This is a genomic window from Caldisericota bacterium (genome assembly GCA_034717215.1).
GTDB lineage: Bacteria > Caldisericota > Caldisericia > Caldisericales > Caldisericaceae > UBA646.
In genome coordinates this window covers 1-4,118 of sequence record JAYELD010000169.1, presented here as the reverse complement: position 1 = coordinate 4,118, position 4,118 = coordinate 1, and the positions used below count along the sequence as shown (strand labels likewise).

General features: G+C 36.7%; 3 protein-coding genes. 2 read left to right on the top strand and 1 reads right to left on the bottom strand.

Translation table 11 applies throughout. From position 1 onward, the window contains the following. Together U9Q18_06910 and U9Q18_06905 are read left to right on the top strand one after the other, a co-directional pair. Window positions 1–1,059: amidase domain-containing protein (locus tag U9Q18_06910; GenBank protein ID MEA3314089.1), on the top strand; the 1,059-nt coding region annotated here is incomplete at its 5' end. Between the two features lies 1 nt (window position 1,060). Next, window positions 1,061–1,639: a hypothetical protein gene (locus U9Q18_06905; GenBank protein ID MEA3314088.1), complete on the top strand. Its 579-nt coding sequence runs from the start codon at window positions 1,061–1,063 to the stop codon at window positions 1,637–1,639. A gap of 710 nt (window positions 1,640–2,349) precedes the next feature. Here the strand turns inward: U9Q18_06905 and hutU are convergent. Continuing rightward, complete coding sequence (gene hutU, locus U9Q18_06900; protein MEA3314087.1) at window positions 2,350–3,999, bottom strand: urocanate hydratase; 1,650 nt, start codon at window positions 3,997–3,999, stop codon at window positions 2,350–2,352. Between the last annotated feature and the right edge of the window lie 119 nt (window positions 4,000–4,118).

Below are 4,118 nucleotides of genomic sequence, written 5' to 3'. Positions count from 1 at the left end.
TTAATAAAAAGCATTGATAGTCTATTCTCGGAACGCGCAAAGTGTATTATTAATTACAATACTGCACTCAATAAGTTTTATGATTCAGGTTCAAATCTTTTGCAATTTGAATTAAATAATAGAACCCAAAAATTCAGAGACCTTGAAAAACGATGGGAAACAAAAATAGTTAGTATGAAAAGTACCCCATATATTGAAAAAATTACTATAAACAATGATATTGCAAATGCTTCAGTTTATGAGTGGACACTTTTTAACTGGGTTTGGCGAGGAAATATTATTACATCTGGATTTGGTGTTAATCATGATATGACCTGGACTCTAAAAAATGGCAATTGGATCGTTATTAAAGACTCTTATGATGAAGGCCCTCTTACTGGGGTGAGGTCTCCAGACTATGCAGAAAGTGTTCTAAAAGAAAATGGCAAAAATACTTCTCTGATAACAACTATAAGTACGTTAAATAGCAGCTCTTACTATTACGATAGAGCCGGCGCAGCAAGTTATGCTGATAACTATGTAAATCATAGCTTTAATTATGTTCCTAGTAATAATCATTACGATCCTACAATGTATAATCCAAATTATAGAGACTATTATGCTACGGGCAACGGTGATTGTGCAAATTATGTTTCTCAATCAATTCATGAAGGGGGATTAATTCCATTTGTTAATCCGTACATCAATAATAGTTCAAGTTGGTGGTATAATAATTGTGGTACATCTTCAACTTCGGATGATTACTGTTCTGACACTTGGGCTTGTGCACCGTGCCTCTATAATTTTGTTATAGAAAAAAACTGGGGGCAAGTAGTAAGTAACGGAAACTCTTTGGTTAAAGGAGATCTTGTTTTCTATGACTGGAGATACTCTGGAGATACAGCAGGAACTGATCATGTTACAATAGTTACTTTTGTTCAAGTTGATTATACTGGACAAACAACTTTACCGCTTGTAGACTCTCATTCTTGGGATTATTACCATGTGCCATGGAACTATGGCTATAGCTCTACTCTTCATTATCCAATGCATATGAATAATTATTTGAATGGAGGATAAAATGTATAGAAAACGAAAACTTGTTTTAATAATACTTATAATAATAGTTGTCTTGTTTGTTCAAGTGTATATTTCTTATCTCGAAACTACTAAGAGAAATCCTTATTTTGATCATCTCTTACAAAGCGAGAAAAATGTTATACTTTCTGCAACTCCAACAGATGTTGCAAAACTTTATTTCGAGTCCCTTCATGAAAAAAACTTTGAGTTAAATCGCGCTTTGCTTAGCGAAAGACTTTTTTGGCGTTGTGTTTGGTCTGATATACATCATCCCCCAATTCTTGAAAGCTTACTCTTTAAACTCTCTCCAAAATATAGAAGTGCATACGCAAAACTAGTTTTTTCCTTCGTAAACTTAGAAGAAATATCCGAAATAGATGCCGGGGACATCACAAATGAACCGCTGATTGGAGCAACTGGAAAACCAATACCTTACATGATAGGTGTATCATTTGTGCTCAAAAAAGGCACATTTGGATGCACTGCGCCACCAGATTGCAATATTACTCGTTTTGTACATGTATCAAAGTCATCCCTTTACAAATGTTTTCTTATTGATGGAATAGGAACAAGTCCATGAGCAAAGCCAACTATTTCTACAGGATGCTATACATGAAGGATGGCCTACACATTCAAAGATTTGGGCTAGAACTCTCAACAACCACATATCAATACAGATTTATCAAATTTGTTCAGCATTTTGGAAGTCAATCATTTTGAAGTCAATAGATATTAGGAGTCTCAGAGGTGATTTGTCTTCCTCCCCTTTAGGGAAGGAAGACAAATTTTACAATCATAGACAAACATTCTTTTCTATAAAAAGTGTGGAAAATTTTTCGACTTACGGATCTAAATATATAGAGGAATAATTTTTGGCAAGAGGTGCAGCGAAAAGAAATGCAGAAAAAGGTGGTCTTTGCGATGAGCGTAGCGACGAAGCAATCCCAATCTTGACAAACGACATTTTTTAAGGGAAACTTTATTTAAAGGATGTAGTACAGCATGAGAACATTAGGCAAAAACTAAAGAGAACAAAAGGATAAGGAACGATTTTCCCCTGGCAGAAAATTGTTAACATTAGTTTCTGAGTTCTGAATAAGTTACGATACATATGAGACTTGTAATCTTTTTCGTATAGATTGGTTGACGAGGTAACGATGTAAAAACCTATTTATAAGACAAAAAGGTTGAATGTTTAGTGCTTCTATTTAGAAACTAACATAATAAGAGGGCAAATGTTTGCCCTCTTATTATGTATACGATTTTACTTTATTTTAATTTTAGTTTTGCTTATTTTAGCATGGGCATTTTTATATTGTTTTTCTTAGCAAAGTTCTTTGCAATACCATATCCTGCATCAGCGTGGCGTGCTATACCTAATCCGGGATCTGCAGTGAGAACTCTTTCAAGTCTCTTTGCTGCGTTCTCTGTTCCGTCAGCTACAATAACCATCCCAGCATGTAATGAGTAACCGATGCCTACTCCTCCGCCGTGATGAAATGATACCCAGGTTGCACCGTTAGCGACATTTAACATAGCATTCAATACGGGCCAATCGCCAATTGCTTCTGAACCATCTTTCATTTTCTCTGTTTCTCTGTTGGGAGATGCAACTGAGCCCGTATCGTGATGATCTCTTCCTATTACAATTGGTGCCTTAATTTTTCCTTGCTTTACGAGATTATTTATAATAAGACCAAATTTTGCTCTTTCTCCATATCCAAGCCAGCAAATTCGTGAGGGAAGTCCCTGGAATTTCACTTTTTTCTGAGCAAGCTCTATCCAGTTTACCAGATGCTTGTCATATGAAAATTCTTTTTTAACTACTTCATCTGTTATCCATATATCTTCTGGATCTCCTGAAAGTGCAACCCAGCGGAATGGCCCTTTTCCCTCTGAAAAAAGATCTCTTATATATTCTGGCACGTACCCTGGGATTTCAAAGGCATCGTTGTATCCATGTGCTTTAGTTTGTCCCCTTATATTATTGCCATAGACAAAAGTGGTAACTCCTTTTCTCTTGTATTGTACCATTGCTTTAATCTGCTGTATCATTGCATCAAGTGAATGCTTTTTGTATCCTTCCGGATTTTCTTTTTTTAATTTTTGTGCATCTTCAAGCGACATACCATTTGGTATGTAGGCCATCGGGTCATGTGCCGGCGTTTGGTCTGTGACGATATCTGGCATTATACCACGCCTGAAAAGTTCTGGAAATACATCTGCAGCATTCCCAAGCAAGCCTATGGATAGAGGTATTTTTTTATTCTTTGCTTCTTCCACCATTTTTAATGCTTCATCGAGATTATCTGTCCATTTGTCCAGATATTTTGTTTCAAGCCGTCTTTTTATTCGTTCGGGGCCGACTTCAACGACTAATGCAACTCCGTGGAGCATTGTTACGGCAAGTGGTTGTGCTCCTCCCATTCCGCCTAGTCCAGCTGTAAGGAGAAATTTTCCTTTTAAATCGTCAGTTCCAAAGGCTTTTTTTGCAGCGGCTGCATATGTTTCGTAATCTCCTTGTAGAATTCCTTGTGTTCCAATATAGATCCAGCTTCCTGCAGTCATTTGGCCGTACATTGTGAGTCCCATGTCTTCGAGTTTGTGGAAATAATCCCAGTTTGCCCAGTGCGGGACAATTACAGAGTTAGAAATCATAACTCTTGGCGCGTCATTATGTGTTCTGAAAATTGCTACCGGTTTGCCTGATTGCACAATAAGTGTTTCGTCGTTTTCTAATTCTTGTAATGATTGAACGATTGCATCAAAAGATTCCCAGTTTCTTGCAGCTTTTCCTGATCCTCCATATACAATTAGATGCTCCGGGTCTTCTGCTACCTCAGGATCAAGATTATTCATAAGCATTCTCATTGCTGCTTCTTGTCCCCATCCCTTGCAGTGCAAGGTGTCTCCTCTTGGTGCTTTAATTATCCTACTCATATTTTGTACCTCCCTTTCCATTTTACTACACAATTTGATTTAGACAATATTTTTGTGGAATTATTTGTAGAAAATAAAATGTTTAGGGATGGAAAATGGTAAAATGATTGTAAATGTAG

Excerpts from the sequence above, each read along its gene's own strand:
- U9Q18_06905 (MEA3314088.1), top strand. The coding sequence starts at position 1,061 with ATGTATAGAAAACGAAAACTTGTTTTAATAATACTTATAATAATAGTT.
- hutU (MEA3314087.1), bottom strand. The coding sequence starts at position 3,999 with ATGAGTAGGATAATTAAAGCACCAAGAGGAGACACCTTGCACTGCAAG.